Genomic DNA, 18,032 nt, shown 5'->3' on the forward strand with positions numbered 1-18,032 from the left:
ATTTGCCGGTCCCTAGCATCGTCTGTTATCTCTTTTAGGAGGAATAAAAAATCATGTATGATCAAGATACTATCTATATTATTGGAGATGCCAAAGCTCCTCAAAGCAATCCGATTACTAAAAAGTTCAATCAGTATTTTTTAGGATTGGTAGTTGATAAAACAAATGGAAAAATTATTGATGTGGAATGCTCAGCGACGATTGAGTTAACCGTTCGATTTGTTCAATCAATTTTTATTGGACGTCATATAAGTGATCCCACCCTTATAGACGACATTAACAGCCGCTACTTCGGGTCTTCCCAAAAAGCGCTGGTGGTAGCGTTTCATGATGCACAGAAAAAATATCAGCAAATAACAGCTGCTTTGTCTACATAGACCTAGACGAAATCCAGCCTGACGTTTTCAAACGTTGGGCTGGATTTTGTTTTGCATAAAAACATTTTCGGGGAGATGAAGGGGGAAGAATAAATGATTCAAGATGGATTTATGTATGTGAGTGTGTTAACTGCCTTTGCTGCGCTCATGGTAGGGATTGAAAAACGATTTAAAGGCAATGGATTTTTTAAGTTTATTCCAGGTATTGTACTTATTTATATAGGAGCCGCTCTTATGCAAACGGCAGGATTATTTGGGGATAGCGAGTCAAATGCCGCCATGTATGCAGGCGTTAAAAATGCACTTCTTCCTGCTATGCTGATGCTTATGCTGTTAAAGTGTGATGTTCGAAGTGTAATTAAACTTGGTCCAAGAATGCTGGGAGGATTCATCGTTGCGGTTTTTAGTATAATGATAGGCTTTATCCTCGTCTATGCCATCTTTAAGAATTTCTATGTAGAGGATACGTGGAAAGCTTTTGGTGCTTTATCAGGAAGTTGGACCGGGGGGTCAGCTAACATGGTTGCCCTTCAAGGGATTTTGGATGTTCCAGAAAATATATTTGGCTACGCTCTTATGATGGATACGATTAACTATGCCGTATGGGTTATGTTTATGTTTTGGCTTGTACCATTTGCAGCTAAATTTAATAAATGGACAAAAGCAGACGTCAGCTTTATTGAGAATAGTATAGATGAAGTCGCAGCAACATCTGAAAGCGAAAAAGAAGGCCCACAGTTTCAGCATCTTCTTTATTTGCTTGGGCTAGGTTTGTTCGTTTCGGCATTGTCTACATTTATCGGAGGGCGTTTGCCTGAAGTGGGAGCCGTTATTAATGCAACGAGCTGGACGATTATGATTGCTTCTGTCGTTGGTTTAGTGCTTGCTGTAACTCCAGCGGCAAAAATTCCAGGTACGCTCGATGTATCAAACGTTATGTTATACATCGTTGTAGCGTTAATTGCTTCTCAATCAGATTTTTCAAATTTAGCTCAGGCTCCTATTTACTTAGTATCTGGTTTTCTCATTATGTTCGTCCACTTAGTGATCATGCTGTTGCTAGCTAAACTATTTAAATATGATTTATTTACGCTCGGGGTAGCCAGTTTAGCTAATATTGGCGGAATGGCGTCTGCTCCAATGCTTGCAGCTGCTTATAACCGTGCACTGATTCCTGTAGGAGTCATTATGGCTCTGATGGGTTCCTTCTTAGGTACTTATTTTGGTATGATGATCGCCAAAATTTTAGGGACGATCTAAGAATAAACCAAAATAGGTATAAAAGAATATGTGTGCTGAATCGAAAGGAAGCGATTGAAATGATAATTAAAGACATAACTGTAAAGCATCAAACCGTTCCACTGCTCGTTCCGTTTAAAACAGCGCTTCGAACAGCAACAGAGATAGACAGCATAAGTGTAGAGATTCAGTTAGAAAACGGAATAAAAGGAAAAGGAGCGGCTTCGCCAACATATGTTATTACAGGCGATTCTTTAGAAGGCATTCAAGCTGCACTTCAAGGACCTATTAAACTAGCGCTAATAGGGGAGGATATACGTCAGTTTCAAAAACTCTTAAAAAAAATTCAAAGCTGCTGTATTCACAATTCAAGTGCTAAAGCGGCTGCTGATATCGCTTTGCATGATGCTTATACAAAGTTTCTCAACATTCCTTTATATGCTTTCTTGGGCGATAAGCAGCCTATCTCTACGTGTATGACGATAAGTGTTGATACACCTGAAAAAATGGCTGAAGACGCACAAAAAAGTGCAGCGGACGGATTTGACATTTTAAAAGTGAAGGTAGGTTCAATTCCTGAGCTAGACCTTGAGCGTATTAAACATATTCGATCTGTCATTCCGGATCATGTAAAACTTCGGTTGGATGCAAATCAAGGATGGACTCCAAAACAAGCAGTGCAATTAATTAATGAAATGGAAGCTCTCAACTTTGGTATTGAACTGGTAGAACAGCCTGTCGCTGCTCATGATTGGGAAGGGTTAAAGTTTGTGACTGAACGAGTAAACGTACCCATTATGGCAGATGAGAGTCTATTTTCTGCCAAAGATGCATTAAGGCTTGTAAGCGGGCGGTACGTGGATCTTTTAAATATTAAGCTAATGAAGTGCGGAGGCATTAATGAAGCAAGAAAAATCGCGAGTATTGCTGAGGCGAACGGTGTTGCGTGTATGATTGGAAGCATGATGGAACCATCACTTTCCGTGGGAGCAGCTGCTCATCTGGCAGCCGCTCATCCAAATATCACGTATTTTGACTTAGATGCTCCTCTTTGGCTTTCAACTGAACTGGATGTGTTAAAGTACAGCGGTCAAGAGGTTTTCTTATCAGATCTTCCTGGAATAGGAGAAATCACCGTTCCTATCTCAAAATAAAAAGATAGTAATATAGTAGAAGGAGAGAGACGATGAATATAAAACGTTGGCTTTTGACGGTAACAACAGTTATTTTAGCTACATTTGGAGTCAGTGCAGTTCCTTCTGTTCATGCTTCTGAAGAAAAAGAAACTGCTTATATAGATGTCGCAGCAGCTACTCTTTGGACAGCACCCAACATCTTGCGTGAAGTGGATGCTCCGTCAGCTACTAATCCTGTAGATATGAAGAAGTGGACCACATCGATGAATTTGAAACAGAAGCAGCAGTTATCTAGTGACGGGATGCTTGAGACACAAGCGTTATATGGAAACAAAGTAACGGTTTTAGAGAGACAAGGAGATTGGGTCAAAGTAGCTGTAGACGGACAGCCTACTTCTCGAAATGAATTAGGATATCCCGGGTGGATGCCTACTAAACAATTAACCTATAGCAAAAGGTACGAACAGTATGCAAAGAAGCCTTTTGTAATGGTGACGGCTCCGACTACTTATTTATATCATTCGCCTTCTTTGAAAAAGAAAGGTATTGAAGTTAGCTATAATACGCGCTTACCTCTTTTGGTAAAATCAAAGAGTGCATATAAAGTATTAAAACCAAATGGAAAGACAGCATGGGTTTCTGCAAAAGCAGGAAAAATCTACGCTTCTCAAAAAGATATTCCTGTACCAACTGGCACGGAGCTTGTTGAAAGCGGAAAGGCATTTTTAAATCTTCCATATTTATGGGCTGGCATGAGTGGTTTTGGATTTGACTGCTCTGGATTTACGTTTACGATGTACCAGTCCCATGGTATTACAATTCCACGTGACTCAGGCCCACAGTCTAGAGCAGGGAAACCAGTAGAGATGAACAATCTTCAACCCGGAGACTTATTATTCTTTGCCTATAACCAAGGGAAAGGAAGCGTCCACCATGTAGCAATGTATGCGGGAGATGGTATGATGATTCATTCGCCGAACTCCGAGCGGACAGTAGAGATGATTCCTTTGAACACGAAGGGGTATATTGAAGAGTATGCAGGTGCACGTCGTTATTTACCTTAATTAGTAAGATAAGAAAGAAGCTCTTTTTGTGAAGGGCTTCTTTTTTAATATAGGTATAAATAAAAATTAGAAAATTTAGATTATTTACGTTTAACTACTTCTCAGTAGGGGAAGAAGTAAAGTAAGAAAAAAACATTTTTCTTCTCGAAACATATTGACTTTATGTGCAGGGCGTTATATTATTATAAAGCGTCGTTGAGACATAACAGTAACAACGAAGCTGAAAAAAGAATTTTAAAAAGTTGTTGACATTACGTCGGTAACTTGATAAAATAATAAAGTCGCTTAAGAGCGGCGGTTGAACTTTGAAAACTGAACAAAGCGACAAACGTCAACGTTAATTTTTATTTTTTAAATGAGCAAGTCAAACATTTCTTCGGAGAGTTTGATCCTGGCTCAGGATGAACGCTGGCGGCGTGCCTAATACATGCAAGTCGAGCGAACTGATTAGAAGCTTGCTTCTATGACGTTAGCGGCGGACGGGTGAGTAACACGTGGGCAACCTGCCTGTAAGACTGGGATAACTTCGGGAAACCGAAGCTAATACCGGATAGGATCTTCTCCTTCATGGGAGATGATTGAAAGATGGTTTCGGCTATCACTTACAGATGGGCCCGCGGTGCATTAGCTAGTTGGTGAGGTAACGGCTCACCAAGGCAACGATGCATAGCCGACCTGAGAGGGTGATCGGCCACACTGGGACTGAGACACGGCCCAGACTCCTACGGGAGGCAGCAGTAGGGAATCTTCCGCAATGGACGAAAGTCTGACGGAGCAACGCCGCGTGAGTGATGAAGGCTTTCGGGTCGTAAAACTCTGTTGTTAGGGAAGAACAAGTACGAGAGTAACTGCTCGTACCTTGACGGTACCTAACCAGAAAGCCACGGCTAACTACGTGCCAGCAGCCGCGGTAATACGTAGGTGGCAAGCGTTATCCGGAATTATTGGGCGTAAAGCGCGCGCAGGCGGTTTCTTAAGTCTGATGTGAAAGCCCACGGCTCAACCGTGGAGGGTCATTGGAAACTGGGGAACTTGAGTGCAGAAGAGAAAAGCGGAATTCCACGTGTAGCGGTGAAATGCGTAGAGATGTGGAGGAACACCAGTGGCGAAGGCGGCTTTTTGGTCTGTAACTGACGCTGAGGCGCGAAAGCGTGGGGAGCAAACAGGATTAGATACCCTGGTAGTCCACGCCGTAAACGATGAGTGCTAAGTGTTAGAGGGTTTCCGCCCTTTAGTGCTGCAGCTAACGCATTAAGCACTCCGCCTGGGGAGTACGGTCGCAAGACTGAAACTCAAAGGAATTGACGGGGGCCCGCACAAGCGGTGGAGCATGTGGTTTAATTCGAAGCAACGCGAAGAACCTTACCAGGTCTTGACATCCTCTGACAACTCTAGAGATAGAGCGTTCCCCTTCGGGGGACAGAGTGACAGGTGGTGCATGGTTGTCGTCAGCTCGTGTCGTGAGATGTTGGGTTAAGTCCCGCAACGAGCGCAACCCTTGATCTTAGTTGCCAGCATTTAGTTGGGCACTCTAAGGTGACTGCCGGTGACAAACCGGAGGAAGGTGGGGATGACGTCAAATCATCATGCCCCTTATGACCTGGGCTACACACGTGCTACAATGGATGGTACAAAGGGCTGCAAGACCGCGAGGTCAAGCCAATCCCATAAAACCATTCTCAGTTCGGATTGTAGGCTGCAACTCGCCTACATGAAGCTGGAATCGCTAGTAATCGCGGATCAGCATGCCGCGGTGAATACGTTCCCGGGCCTTGTACACACCGCCCGTCACACCACGAGAGTTTGTAACACCCGAAGTCGGTGGAGTAACCGTAAGGAGCTAGCCGCCTAAGGTGGGACAGATGATTGGGGTGAAGTCGTAACAAGGTAGCCGTATCGGAAGGTGCGGCTGGATCACCTCCTTTCTAAGGATTTTTACATGACGTACGTTTTGACACTTTGTTCAGTTTTGAGAGTTCAATCTCTCAATTATAGAAAGCACACTACTTTCTTCTTATTAGATAAGAAGAATTTTGGTTGCGATTGTTCTTTGAAAACTAGATAACAGTAATTGCTGAGGAAAAGTGAAACTTTTCTTTAATCAAACCAATAAATAACACAACTTTATGTTGTACCATTTATTCGCTAATGGTTAAGTTAGAAAGGGCGCACGGTGAATGCCTTGGCACTAGGAGCCGATGAAGGACGGGACTAACACCGATATGCTTCGGGGAGCTGTAAGTGAGCTTTGATCCGGAGATTTCCGAATGGGGAAACCCACTGTTCGTAATGGAACAGTATCTTTATCTGAATACATAGGATATTGAAGGCAGACCCGGGGAACTGAAACATCTAAGTACCCGGAGGAAGAGAAAGCAAATGCGATTTCCTGAGTAGCGGCGAGCGAAACGGAATTAGCCCAAACCAAGAGGCTTGCCTCTTGGGGTTGTAGGACACTCTATACGGAGTTACAAAGGAACGAAGTAAATGAAGCGACCTGGAAAGGTCCGTCGAAGAAGGTAACAACCCTGTAGTTGAAACTTCGTTCCCTCTTGAGTGGATCCTGAGTACGGCGGAACACGTGAAATTCCGTCGGAAGCTGGGAGGACCATCTCCCAAGGCTAAATACTACCTAGTGACCGATAGTGAACCAGTACCGTGAGGGAAAGGTGAAAAGCACCCCGGAAGGGGAGTGAAAGAGATCCTGAAACCGTGTGCCTACAAGTAGTCAGAGCCCGTTAACGGGTGATGGCGTGCCTTTTGTAGAATGAACCGGCGAGTTACGATCCCATGCAAGGTTAAGCTGATAAGGCGGAGCCGTAGCGAAAGCGAGTCTGAATAGGGCGTTTAGTATGTGGTTGTAGACCCGAAACCAGGTGATCTACCCATGTCCAGGGTGAAGTTCAGGTAACACTGAATGGAGGCCCGAACCCACGCACGTTGAAAAGTGCGGGGATGAGGTGTGGGTAGCGGAGAAATTCCAATCGAACCTGGAGATAGCTGGTTCTCTCCGAAATAGCTTTAGGGCTAGCCTCATGTTGTAAGAGTCTTGGAGGTAGAGCACTGATTGGACTAGGGGCCCCCAACGGGTTACCGAATTCAGTCAAACTCCGAATGCCAAAGACTTATCCATGGGAGTCAGACTGCGAGTGATAAGATCCGTAGTCAAAAGGGAAACAGCCCAGACCACCAGCTAAGGTCCCCAAGTATACGTTAAGTGGAAAAGGATGTGGAGTTGCTTAGACAACCAGGATGTTGGCTTAGAAGCAGCCACCATTTAAAGAGTGCGTAATAGCTCACTGGTCGAGTGACTCTGCGCCGAAAATGTACCGGGGCTAAACGTATCACCGAAGCTGTGGATTGACATCTTTGATGTCAGTGGTAGGAGAGCGTTCTAAGTGCAGCGAAGTCAGACCGTAAGGACTGGTGGAGCGCTTAGAAGTGAGAATGCCGGTATGAGTAGCGAAAGACAAGTGAGAATCTTGTCCACCGAATGCCTAAGGTTTCCTGAGGAAGGCTCGTCCGCTCAGGGTTAGTCGGGACCTAAGCCGAGGCTGAAAAGCGTAGGCGATGGCCAACAGGTTGATATTCCTGTACCACCTCCCCGCCGTTTGAGTAATGGGGGGACGCAGTAGGATAGGGTAAGCGCGCTGCTGGATATGCGCGTTCAAGCAGTTAGGCTGATGAGTAGGCAAATCCGCTCATCATAAAGGCTGAGCTGTGATGACGAGGGAATTATAGTACCGAAGTTCCTGATTCCACACTGCCAAGAAAAGCCTCTAGCGAGGCGGGAGGTGCCCGTACCGCAAACCGACACAGGTAGGCGAGGAGAGAATCCTAAGGTGATCGAGAGAACTCTCGTTAAGGAACTCGGCAAAATGACCCCGTAACTTCGGGAGAAGGGGTGCTCTGGTAGGGTGTATAGCCCGAGAGAGCCGCAGTGAATAGGCCCAGGCGACTGTTTAGCAAAAACACAGGTCTCTGCGAAGCCGCAAGGCGAAGTATAGGGGCTGACGCCTGCCCGGTGCTGGAAGGTTAAGAGGAGGGGTTATCCTTTGGGAGAAGCTCTGAATCGAAGCCCCAGTAAACGGCGGCCGTAACTATAACGGTCCTAAGGTAGCGAAATTCCTTGTCGGGTAAGTTCCGACCCGCACGAAAGGCGTAACGATCTGGGCACTGTCTCAACGAGAGACTCGGTGAAATTATAGTACCTGTGAAGATGCAGGTTACCCGCGACAGGACGGAAAGACCCCGTGGAGCTTTACTGTAGCCTGATATTGAATTTTGGTACAGCTTGTACAGGATAGGTAGGAGCCTGAGAAGCCGGAGCGCTAGCTTCGGTGGAGGCGTCGGTGGGATACTACCCTGGCTGTATTGAAATTCTAACCCGCGGCCCTGATCGGGCCGGGAGACAGTGTCAGGTGGGCAGTTTGACTGGGGCGGTCGCCTCCTAAAATGTAACGGAGGCGCCCAAAGGTTCCCTCAGAATGGTTGGAAATCATTCGTAGAGTGTAAAGGCACAAGGGAGCTTGACTGCGAGACCTACAAGTCGAGCAGGGACGAAAGTCGGGCTTAGTGATCCGGTGGTTCCGCATGGAAGGGCCATCGCTCAACGGATAAAAGCTACCCCGGGGATAACAGGCTTATCTCCCCCAAGAGTCCACATCGACGGGGAGGTTTGGCACCTCGATGTCGGCTCATCGCATCCTGGGGCTGTAGTCGGTCCCAAGGGTTGGGCTGTTCGCCCATTAAAGCGGTACGCGAGCTGGGTTCAGAACGTCGTGAGACAGTTCGGTCCCTATCCGTCGTGGGCGTAGGAAATTTGAGAGGAGCTGTCCTTAGTACGAGAGGACCGGGATGGACACACCGCTGGTGTACCAGTTGTCTTGCCAAAGGCATCGCTGGGTAGCTATGTGTGGACGGGATAAGTGCTGAAAGCATCTAAGCATGAAGCCCCCCTCAAGATGAGATTTCCCATAGCGCAAGCTAGTAAGATCCCTGAAAGATGATCAGGTTGATAGGTCAGAGGTGGAAGCGTGGCGACATGTGTAGCTGACTGATACTAATCGATCGAGGACTTAACCAAACTTTTAAAAGCGTAAGCTTTACTCAGCAAACTGTTACCTAGTTTTGAGAGAGCAATCTCTTGTCTGGTGGCGATAGCGAAGAGGTCACACCCGTTCCCATACCGAACACGGAAGTTAAGCTCTTTAGCGCCAATGGTAGTTGGGACTTTGTCCCTGTGAGAGTAGGACGTTGCCAGGCATTTTTATTATCGCGGGGTGGAGCAGTTCGGTAGCTCGTCGGGCTCATAACCCGAAGGTCGCAGGTTCAAATCCTGTCCCCGCAACCAAATTATCTTTTATACATACTTGAATATATTATTACTATCCTTAGGCATAGCCTAAGGATTTTTTGTTTGGCTATATTTATAAACACTTGTTTAGGTTATGATATAAGATAGTGATGCAGATTAATCAGGAGGTTTTTTATGTTACAAAGTAATATTCAAACTTATATTGAAAAAGAAATGAACGTTCAAGGTCAATCTTTATCTCTATATCAAGAAGAAAAGGAATATGCGTTGCAAAAAGAGTTGGTGCCGCAAAACCTGATGATAGAAGAAAAAGAGGCATCTTCACGTTTTAAAGATTCTTATATCGAAAGAGTAGATAAAGAAACGGACGAGCTGATCGCAGAAGAATCTCCTCTTTCGTTTTTAGATACTCCTCTTTCTTACTTGAAAGAACACAGAAGTGAATTTCTATATGTAGAATCAAAATGGTTTGAATTTATTAAGCTTGATGGATGTTCTTTTGAAGTGGATGATGTGTTTGGCACATATAAAGTATTAACGGGGTTACATATGCAAAAAAAATTCGGTTCTGTACTAAAACAATTTTTTGCTAAAGAGCTTAATGAAAGCCCAACAAGCGTCCAGCTTTTATTTAATGATAAAGATGGATTATGGGATGTGAATATTGAGTTAGATGCTATAAAAGAGTTTGATGAAAAAATGTCAATAGGTGAAGCTCTTGTTCTTACATATCGCTTTTTCTTTCATCTAGTGGAGTATGTAGAGAACGAAAAAGCTTAAAAATGATGATTACTTTTACTATAAAGATGCTGGGACAAAAGCAGTTTAGTTAACGTTGAACACGAACTATCTATCAAAAATAGATAGTTCGTGTTTTTTAATGGTCATGGTGAACGTAGGTTTCAGTAGGAGGTGCTTCTAGCTGTTGGTTGGAGGGCAAGGCTCCATCGCCCGCTCGCGGAAAGCGAAGCCTTGCACGTAAAGCAACAGCGGCGGAACAAGCATCCCAGATTATTTATCCGGGTTGTTCGTCTTTAGATTGCATTCATTTCGTTATGGCCCAATCTCTTTTTTGATAGGTGATACATAATGAATGTTAAGTGAAGCTGGAAATATATTTACATCTCTATGTTTTTATGGAATGATAAAGAGTATCTTTACATATATGACTGATATGGGTGAAGAACAACTATCAGGAATCTTTCTAGTTTTTTGAGAAAGCAGCCTGCATATTAGCTGTTAATAGGACTCCGAGCAAGAAAGCTTCCGTAGGATGAAGTATAATATATACATACAGGAACTATTTTTAACTCTATAAAAAATGTCTGCTGACGTATGGGATTATAAATAAAGAGGGGATGTTCATGTTATTAAGAAAAATAAAGTCTGAAGAATTGGCAGAAGTCTATCAAATGGGATATGCGGCATGGCCTAAAGGCAGGACGTACAAAGAGTATGTTAGAGATAATCAAAAAGAAGAAACATATGGAATTCGGTATGTATATGTAAATGAAGAGAATCAAATTATTGGTTCATTTATTTTGCTTCTTTTACAAACTCCTCGATTAAAGTTTGCTTTGCATGGTATTGGGTCCGTTGTTGTTCATCAGCTTTATCAACGAATGGGGTATGGCCGAGATATGCTTGAAGACTTTTTTAAAAAGATGAAGATAGAGAAGCGCAGCGCTATTTTTATGCTTTATAGCGATATTCTTCCTGAATATTATCATCAGTTTGGGTTTAAGGAGCTCCCTTCTCATTTACAGCGTTATCCTCAATCCATTGCTATGGTAAATTGCAGCGAGTCACAATATGAATACTTAAGTAAGCAATCCATAGAAGACATACCGGGCTATTTTTAAAAGGTATGTCTTTTTTATAGTATTTATCGACACAATCGTTTACAATTTTATGTAAGCGTTTTCTTTATTTGGAGATGAATGATTTTATTTGTCCTCATAACTGTAGGCAAATCGTGCAGTCAATATAAATTTTATTACATAAAACCTTGCTATCATCTTACTAGTAACTCTTATTCATTTCCATACCATACCGATATGTACGTTTGCTGCTAAGTATAACCATATCAATATAAGGAGGAAGCAGGAAGATGAAACGATTATTTATAGCAGGGATGATTTTTATGCTTTTTTTATCTTTAGGTGCTGTATCTTCTTCAGCCGCAGGAAGTTTTACCTCTAAAACATATAACGGAAGAACATACAAACTGTACGTACCTAGCAGTTATCAGGGAGGTGCTGCCTTACCTCTAGTAGTTATGCTACATGGCTGTACTCAAGACCCTGATCAATTTGCAGCAGGAACACAAATGAATGCACTGGCAGAAACAGAGAAGTTCTTTGTCCTCTATCCAGAACAGCCCTCTTCTGCTAATTCAAATAAGTGTTGGAACTGGTTTGATACTGCTCATCAATCAAGGGGAAGCGGTGAACCAGCGTTAATTGCTGGAATGGTTAATCAAATAAAAAGCAGTTATTCAATAGATGCCGACCAAGTCTTTGTTGGAGGGCTATCTGCTGGTGCAGCTATGAGTGTTATTATGGGAGCTACTTATCCAGACATATTTGCGGCTATCAGCGTTGGGGCGGGCTTAGAATATAAAGCAGCCACTAGTGTAACAGGTGCTTATACAGCAATGAGCAGTGGAGGTCCTAATCCTATCCAACAAGGAGATTTAGCCTATTCAGCCATGGGAGAGCATAAGCGAGTGGTTCCGGTTATTTTGTTTCATGGGACAGCTGACTACACTGTTGCGCCTATAAATGCGCATCAAATACTATCGCAATGGGCTCAAACAAATGATAGAGCGTCTGATGGACTGGATAATAACAATATTGATGATACGGCAGATCAAACTTTACCAGGTACAGTATCTGGTGGAAGAAGCTATACGCAATATATTTACAAAGATACAGCAGGAAAAACAGTAATGGAAAAGTACATGATAGAAGGAATGGGGCATGCTTGGTCAGGGGGAAGTACATCCGGTTCTTATACAGATCCTAAAGGGCCAAATGCAACTAAATTAAGTTGGAACTTTTTTAAAAATCATCCGAAGAATGGTGACGCTCCTAATCCAGGAGATATATCCCCGCCGGTTACAGCTGCTTCACCAGCGGGAGGAACGTATGGAAGTTCTGTTTCTGTCACATTATCACCCAATGAACCTGCCACCACTTACTATACATTAGATGGAAGTACACCAACTGTTAATTCTCTAAAGTATTCTGAGCCTATTAGCATCAACTCTAGCAAAACAATAAAATTTTTTAGTGTAGACGCTGCGGGTAATCAAGAGGGAGTAAAGACGGAAGTTTATCAAATTTCTGGAACTTCAGAGAAATCCTCAGTATTTTCTTCGCTTGCTGCTGAAGATGGATTTATCGGAAATTTATCAGCTGACGGTATGAGTAGTTCTATTCATAAAATTGGGGATAAGGGAATGTACAATACCGACACATACCGAACCATTTTATCTTTTGATACAAGCTCTTTACCTGATGATGCAAGTATTACGGATGTATCTTTGAAAATTTATCGCAAATCTTCAACTGGTAATATTTCATCTTTGAAAGGCGATATTAAAAGCGGTGTATTTGGAACTAGCAGTGCTTTAGAACAAATAGATTACCAGGCCTCACCATCTATTTCAGCGGCCTTCCAAATGTCAGTGCCTTCACTCGATAATGGATATACAACTATTCAACTTCCTTCCTCACTTTTGGGATATATGAATAGGAACGGCAAAACTCAGTTTCGCTTGTCAAGCTCAGGTTCAGCGGACTTTTTAAGTGACGTAGTTGAAATTTATGGGGGCGACAATCCTGCATATGCTCCAACTTTAACTGTTTCATATAAGTAAAAAAACCTTCTAAAAGCAGTTAGCTTTTAGAAGGTTTTTTTTTGCTGATAAGTTACTTTTATCACCGAATACAACTCCAACTTTTTATAGAGTTTTCTTCAAATTTTGACATGATTTTGATGAAATTTAATCATTATTCAAAAATGAATTGTCAGAAATATTACAAGAAAATGTTTAAAATTAATTAAATCCGTAATAAAAGTAAAATATTCCTGTAATGGAAGTGAAATGAACAGGTGGTATCATTCAGTCATTGAGTAAATAAGGAGGTATTCGGAAAATGAAGAAATTTGTATTTACTCTAGGGACAACGGCAATTCTTTCAGCAGGATTTGTAGGTGCAGCATCTGCCTCTACAAGCGGAACGTATGAAGTACAAAAAGGTGACACTTTATGGAAAATCGCTCAAAATCATAATGTGAGCGTAGACGAGCTAAAAGATGCTAATAACTTAACATCAACACTAATTTATCCAAATCAGACACTAAACTTATCTAGCATAAAAGAAATCGTACATACTGTAAAACGTGGTGACACTTTGTGGTCAATCGGTCAACATTATGGCGTAACAGTAGAAGAAATTAAAGAATGGAACGGTTTAACATCAGACTTAGTTTTCCCTGGAGAACAATTTAAAATTAAAGCGGCACAAGCAGCTCAATCTCAAACAGCTAGTGCGCCAGTAGCAAAGGCAGCTCCACAAGTGCAGCAGTCTCAAACGGCACAAGCTCAGCAAGAACAAGCAGCCCAAGAACAAACACAAAAAGAACAAGAGCAAGCTCAAGTAGCAGCACAAGAGCAAGCACAAAAAGAACAAGAGCAAGCTCAAGCAGCAGCACAAGAGCAAGCACAAAAAGAACAAGAGCAAGCTCAAGTAGCAGCACAAGAGCAAGCACAAAAAGAACAGGAGCAAGCTCAAGTAGCAGCACAAGAGCAAGCACAAAAAGAACAAGAGCAAGCACAAGAACAAGCACAAAAAGAACAAGAGCAAGCTCAAGTAGCAGCACAAGAACAAGCACAAAAAGAACAAGAGCAAGCTCAAGCAGCAGCACAAGCACAGGCAGCCCAAGAACAAGCACAAAAAGAACAAGAGCAAGCTCAAGCAGCAGCACAAGCACAGGCAGCCCAAGAGCAGGCACAAAAAGAACAAGAGCAAGCTCAAGCAGCAGCCCAAGAGCAGGCACAAAAAGAACAAGCAGCTCAACAGCAACAACAACAAGCTCAGCAACAACAGCAACAGCAGTCTCAACAGCAAGCTAGCGGCAAGTCTATGACTGTTGAAGCAACAGCTTATACAGCTAACTGTGCTGGATGCAGTGGTACGACAGCTACTGGAGTAAATTTAAAATCAAATCCAAATCAACGAGTAATTGCGGTTGATCCTAGCGTTATTCCATTAGGTTCAAAAGTATACGTTGAAGGTTATGGTCAAGCTGTAGCGGCAGATACGGGTGGCGCAATTAAAGGAAATCGAATTGACGTATTCGTTTCTTCAGATAGTGCTGCACAAGACTGGGGCAGAAGATCAGTTAAAATTACAGTTATCGACTAATACTAGTCTTATAGAATAGAAGTAAGAAGAGATGTCTTTTAGAAGACATCTCTTTTTTTATGCTTAAAATAAACGTTTGAAAAAAATAGGTCGGGGCATACTGAAATTTATAGTAGGAATTAGTTTGTTATATTAGTAATTATTTCTTAATTTATATACAATGTTTGAGTGTCTTAAAAAGCTTAAATTATGTCAGGAGTATAGAAATATGAAATTTTATAAAAAAATAGCATTACTAATAGTGCTGGGTGTGATCGCAGGATTCTCGTATCTAGGCTATCAGGGATTATTTCGGCACGACGATCATTTGAACACGTCTGATCATAATCCTTTATCTTCTTCTAAACAGAAGCAAAATAGCATAGAAGTTGTTGGGAACCCCGAATCCATTGCCGTGCTAGTAAATAAACAAAATCTTCTTCCTGATCACTATGAACCCGCTGACCTTGTATACCCGGACGTTCGGTTTATATTTAAAGAAAAAATTGAAAAGCGACAAATGCGTACAGAAGCAGCAAAAGCGTTAGAAAGAATGTTTTCAGCTGCTGAACGAGAAGGGATTTACCTAGCCGGTGTTTCCGCTTATCGTTCTCAAATTCGCCAGGAATCTCTTTATCAAGCGTACATAAAGCAAGATGGAGAAGCGGCAGCCAGTCATTATAGCGCCCATCCAGGCAGCAGTGAGCATCAGACTGGTTTAAGTATAGATGTATCAAGCAGCACAGGTAAGTGTGCGGCCCAAGATTGTTTTAAAGATACTCCTGAAGCCAAATGGATTGAAAGAAATTCATATAAATATGGATACATTGTTCGCTATCCAGAGGGAAAGCAGCAGATTACAGGTTATAAATATGAGCCGTGGCATATACGATTTGTCGGAAAAGAACTCGCCTCTAAAGTGTATAAAAAAGGAATTACGTTAGAAGAATATTATAATGACTACATGCAAGTTGATAATCCAGTTCAGTAAAAAAGAAGAGTTATATAAACTCTTCTTTTTTTGTATTGCTGGAATATACCCTTACTTTAAAAGTTGGAGCGAGGGAAAGATGTAGAGATGAACCACGGGATGCTATATCCTATGCCTTACTAGTAAAAGAGTTAACGCTTATAAATTATAATGAATTTTGTGATAAAGAATACTCATGTTCGTTTTCATTTCCCTTCACATATTCTACAAAAAAGGGAGGTGAAAGAAAATGAGTTTTTACGGAGGTTATGGTTATGGATACGGAGCAGGTCACGGAAGTAGCTTTGCGTTAATCGTTGTGCTATTTATTTTACTAATCATCATCGGTGCTTCATGGGCAGGGCACTATTAATAAGGTGTCCATAAATAAACTCCCTTGAAATAATTCAAGGGAGTTATCTATTTTTATCTATAACTAGGTAACTGTAAGTACGAAGTGCTTACATATCCTTTAAAGCCGTTGTATTCTACAAAAGCCCAATCAAATGAAAGCTTGTTATCTTTTGAGTAGCCCCAAGCTAAGAAGCTGACGCTTTTTCCTTTAGGAACAGTTGTTACAACTTTGTTGCTTGTGCTAGGCCCTGTGCGTAAATTAAGGTTAGCAGCTGTATGAACAGTAGTAGGGACTTTCATTAAATAGGAAGTACTGATATATCCGGTGCCGCCAATTATTTTAATGGCAGCCCAGTCTGCATTTACAAACTTGACTACTTCAATTTGATCTTTTTTTCTTAATGTATCAAGAATTTTTCCCTGAGTGCTAGGTTTTGAACGTATATTGAGTACGTTTGCTGTCACTTCATATACGCTGAACGGTGCGTTTATTTTTTCTGCTGCACTTGCTGTTTGCTCGTGAGTGAATGGCAGTGTTCCAGATAGAGATGAAAAAGTAAAGCCAGCTGCTAATGCAAAAACCGATATAGATTTTGTAATTGTCTTCATGCGAATATCCAACTCCTTAGTGAAATAGGTTATATCTTTTTCTATAACACTAAGAATAAAGAATACTTGTTTCTAAATTGTTACCAACATGCATCCTAGTTGTAAATTTACGAAAGGTCTGTAAAAAGGTTTATTTCACAGACCTTTTAATAGCGCTATTGTTACTCACCCTCGCAATCTTCCGTTGATTTATGAAAAGAAAAATATACAAAAATTGATAATACTGTCCCATAAATGCTCCACAAAGCTAAAGCAAAAATAAATTCTTTCTGCAGGCAATAAATAATGGTTAAAGCAACTAGTGCAATAAAACTTATTAAAATGGTCTTTTTCATAAGCACCCCGCCTATTTAGTTTAATTACTCTATACGCTTTTTGATCGTGCTTTACCCTATAATTATTCGGTCATTGCGCTAAAGATGAAAGGAAAAAGTTAAACAAAGCCGAACTTATAATAAAAAGAGAGATGCAGGAGGATACGTATGTTAAAACAACATGTACTAGAAGATATACAAAAGCTACAGTCTATTTGCCAACAAGAAGAAAAAATAGAGCTGAAGCTGAATTTTGACATGTTACGAAGTCGAAAACAAAATGAAGTTAACGATTTTTTTTATTATGAAAATAATCAGCTTGTTGGATTTATTGGTCTTTATGGGTTTGGGAATACAGTAGAAATATGCGGAATGGTCGATCCTAGCTATCGCCGAAAAAAGATTTTTTCAAAGCTGTTTTCTCAAGCTTTACATATGTGTAAGAAGCGTGAGTATACAGAGATTTTATTAAATGCTCCTGGCGATTCGATTTCAGGCAGGGAGTTCTTAAAGAAGATTCCATGTTCATTTACTTTTTCAGAATATCAAATGAAGTGGGTGAAAAAAGAATTAGAAGATGATAATCCCTTTGTTACACTTCGCTCTTCCCTATTAGATACCGATATGAAAATGGAAATGCAAGTTGATATGGAATGCTTTGGTATGTCTTTAACAGAAGCAGCTGCTTATTATGAGCAAATGAAAACGGAAGAACAGCAAAATCATTTTATCGTAGAGTACAATAGTCAGGCGGTTGGAAAGTTAAGGGTATCTTATGATAAAAGCGAAGCATGGATTTATGGATTTGGTATTTTACCTTCCTATCAAAAATTAGGAATAGGAAAGGCTGCTTTAAAACAAGTCGTTTTACAGCAGCATCAGCTAGGATATGATGTATTTCTTGAGGTTGAAGCAAAAAACAAACGCGCTTTGCAACTTTACGAAACATGCGGCTTCGATTCATATCACGTGCAGGATTATTATGTATACAGCTTGTAGATAAAAAACACGGAAATCTTAGATTTTCGTGTTTTTTATTTACATATTAGATGATATGTGCATTTTTGAGTAAATAATGAGAAAGTAGAGAAAAAGTGATATGCCCGTTGATAAAAACAGGGAAGGCCATACAAATAAGATCGGAGCACTGCAAGCAAGGATACACGTAAGAATACCTCCAATAAATGCTTTTCTAAATAATTGATAAGCCGTATACCCCAGGCTAATACTGACAAATA

Annotated in this window: 13 protein-coding genes, 1 tRNA gene and 3 rRNA genes; 15 read left to right on the forward strand and 2 right to left on the reverse strand. The window is 41.5% G+C overall.

All coding sequences use genetic code 11. The features are described from left to right. The first annotated feature begins 53 nt into the window (after nt 1–53). From NST66_RS00875 to NST66_RS00940, 14 genes are all read left to right on the forward strand, one after another. Entirely contained in the window at nt 54–377 is a 324-nt protein-coding gene (locus NST66_RS00875; RefSeq protein ID WP_028412670.1) for a DUF3870 domain-containing protein, read from the forward strand. A 93-nt stretch (nt 378–470) separates the two neighbouring features. After that, a complete protein-coding gene (locus tag NST66_RS00880) occupies nt 471–1,637 on the forward strand; it encodes a DUF819 family protein (protein WP_034264343.1) in 1,167 nt (388 codons plus the stop codon). A 59-nt stretch (nt 1,638–1,696) separates the two neighbouring features. Further along, on the forward strand, nt 1,697–2,770 hold the full coding sequence (locus NST66_RS00885; RefSeq protein ID WP_033580859.1) for a dipeptide epimerase: 1,074 nt from the start codon (nt 1,697–1,699) through the stop codon (nt 2,768–2,770). A gap of 32 nt (nt 2,771–2,802) precedes the next feature. Further along, complete coding sequence (locus tag NST66_RS00890) at nt 2,803–3,816, forward strand: C40 family peptidase (RefSeq protein WP_098627526.1); 1,014 nt, start codon at nt 2,803–2,805, stop codon at nt 3,814–3,816. A gap of 373 nt (nt 3,817–4,189) precedes the next feature. Next, nucleotides 4,190–5,741: ribosomal RNA gene (locus NST66_RS00895) — 16S ribosomal RNA — on the forward strand. Between the two features lie 225 nt (nt 5,742–5,966). Then, nucleotides 5,967–8,902: ribosomal RNA gene (locus NST66_RS00900) — 23S ribosomal RNA — on the forward strand. 63 nt (nt 8,903–8,965) lie between these two features. Further along, nucleotides 8,966–9,081: ribosomal RNA gene (gene rrf / locus NST66_RS00905) — 5S ribosomal RNA — on the forward strand. The 16S, 23S and 5S rRNA genes sit together here with 1 tRNA gene alongside, the layout of an rRNA operon. Before the next feature lie 11 nt (nt 9,082–9,092). Beyond that, nucleotides 9,093–9,169 (forward strand) — tRNA-Met (locus NST66_RS00910). Nucleotides 9,170–9,307: 138 nt separating this feature from the next. Continuing rightward, a complete protein-coding gene (locus tag NST66_RS00915) occupies nt 9,308–9,913 on the forward strand; it encodes a hypothetical protein (RefSeq protein WP_028412728.1) in 606 nt (201 codons plus the stop codon). 584 nt (nt 9,914–10,497) lie between these two features. Then, the gene (locus tag NST66_RS00920; RefSeq protein ID WP_098626180.1) at nt 10,498–10,995 is read left to right on the forward strand and encodes a GNAT family N-acetyltransferase; all 498 of its coding nucleotides are present in this window, start codon (nt 10,498–10,500) and stop codon (nt 10,993–10,995) included. Nucleotides 10,996–11,243: 248 nt separating this feature from the next. Further along, nucleotides 11,244–13,016, forward strand: a complete 1,773-nt coding sequence (locus NST66_RS00925; RefSeq protein WP_098113527.1) for an extracellular catalytic domain type 1 short-chain-length polyhydroxyalkanoate depolymerase — start codon at nt 11,244–11,246, stop codon at nt 13,014–13,016. Between the two features lie 280 nt (nt 13,017–13,296). Further along, the gene (locus tag NST66_RS00930; protein ID WP_340843024.1) at nt 13,297–14,568 is read left to right on the forward strand and encodes a 3D domain-containing protein; all 1,272 of its coding nucleotides are present in this window, start codon (nt 13,297–13,299) and stop codon (nt 14,566–14,568) included. Between the two features lie 208 nt (nt 14,569–14,776). Beyond that, entirely contained in the window at nt 14,777–15,538 is a 762-nt protein-coding gene (locus NST66_RS00935; RefSeq protein ID WP_028414360.1) for a M15 family metallopeptidase, read from the forward strand. 229 nt (nt 15,539–15,767) lie between these two features. Next, a complete protein-coding gene (locus NST66_RS00940; RefSeq protein ID WP_074682883.1) occupies nt 15,768–15,890 on the forward strand; it encodes a YjcZ family sporulation protein in 123 nt (40 codons plus the stop codon). 53 nt (nt 15,891–15,943) lie between these two features. On the opposite strand, the gene NST66_RS00945 is transcribed toward NST66_RS00940, so the two are convergent. Continuing rightward, on the reverse strand, nt 15,944–16,480 hold the full coding sequence (locus NST66_RS00945; protein WP_033580693.1) for an SH3 domain-containing protein: 537 nt from the start codon (nt 16,478–16,480) through the stop codon (nt 15,944–15,946). Nucleotides 16,481–16,641: 161 nt separating this feature from the next. Further along, nucleotides 16,642–16,815 carry a hypothetical protein gene (locus tag NST66_RS00950; protein WP_340843025.1) on the reverse strand — a complete coding sequence of 58 codons (174 nt, stop codon included), beginning with the start codon at nt 16,813–16,815 and terminating at the stop codon, nt 16,642–16,644. Between the two features lie 147 nt (nt 16,816–16,962). Between NST66_RS00950 and NST66_RS00955 the strand changes: the two genes are divergently transcribed. After that, a complete protein-coding gene (locus NST66_RS00955) occupies nt 16,963–17,793 on the forward strand; it encodes a GNAT family N-acetyltransferase (RefSeq protein ID WP_034268110.1) in 831 nt (276 codons plus the stop codon). The last annotated feature ends 239 nt before the right edge of the window (nt 17,794–18,032 follow it).

This window comes from Priestia sp. FSL W8-0524 (genome assembly GCF_038005965.1).
In the GTDB taxonomy this organism is placed as follows: Bacteria; Bacillota; Bacilli; order Bacillales; family Bacillaceae_H; genus Priestia; species Priestia zanthoxyli.